The organism is Methylobacterium aquaticum (assembly GCF_001043915.1).
Lineage (GTDB): Bacteria > Pseudomonadota > Alphaproteobacteria > Rhizobiales > Beijerinckiaceae > Methylobacterium > Methylobacterium aquaticum.
In genome coordinates, this window is sequence record NZ_LABX01000483.1 from 1 (window position 1) to 645 (window position 645).

Below are 645 nucleotides of genomic sequence, written 5' to 3' on the forward strand. Positions count from 1 at the left end.
GGGCATCACCACGTCTGAGAACACCAGGTCGAACCGGCTCGCATCCTTCCCGAGTTCCTCAAGTGCCTCCTGGGCGTTCGAGGCCCAGACCGTCTCGTAGCCCAGCTCGGCCAAGGTGTGTGTCGCGAAGGTGCCGACTTCGACATTGTCCTCGACGACGAGGACGCAGGTGCCATGCCCGTCCGCGAGAAGCTCCGGCTCCGGCACGGCTTCGGTGGCACGGCCTTCCCCCGACACACGCGGCAGGTAGAGCGTGAAGGTGGTTCCCTCGCCGACCTTGCTGGCGACCGTGACCTCGCCGCCCGATTGCTTGGCAAACCCGAACACTTGGCTCAGGCCAAGCCCGGTGCCCTGGCCAACGCCCTTCGTCGTGAAGAACGGTTCGAAGATCTGTTCGAGCCGTTCGGTGGGGATACCGCAGCCTGTGTCCGATACCGACACCGCCACGAAGGCGTCCTCGACGGCACCAAGCCTGCGCATCGACGGCATGACGTCCGCAGCGCGCACGCTGATCGTGAGCCGACCAGCGCCATCCATGGCGTCCCGGGCGTTCACCGCCATGTTTACCAAAGCCGTGTCGAACTGGCTCGGGTCGGCGTCGACGAAACAGGTTTCCTCGGGAAGGTCGGTCACGATCTCGATGCG

Annotated in this window: 1 protein-coding gene; it reads right to left on the reverse strand. The window is 65.3% G+C overall.

All coding sequences use genetic code 11. From position 1 onward, the window contains the following. Positions 1-645: ATP-binding protein (locus VP06_RS33370; protein ID WP_048468128.1), on the reverse strand; the 645-nt coding region annotated here is incomplete at both ends.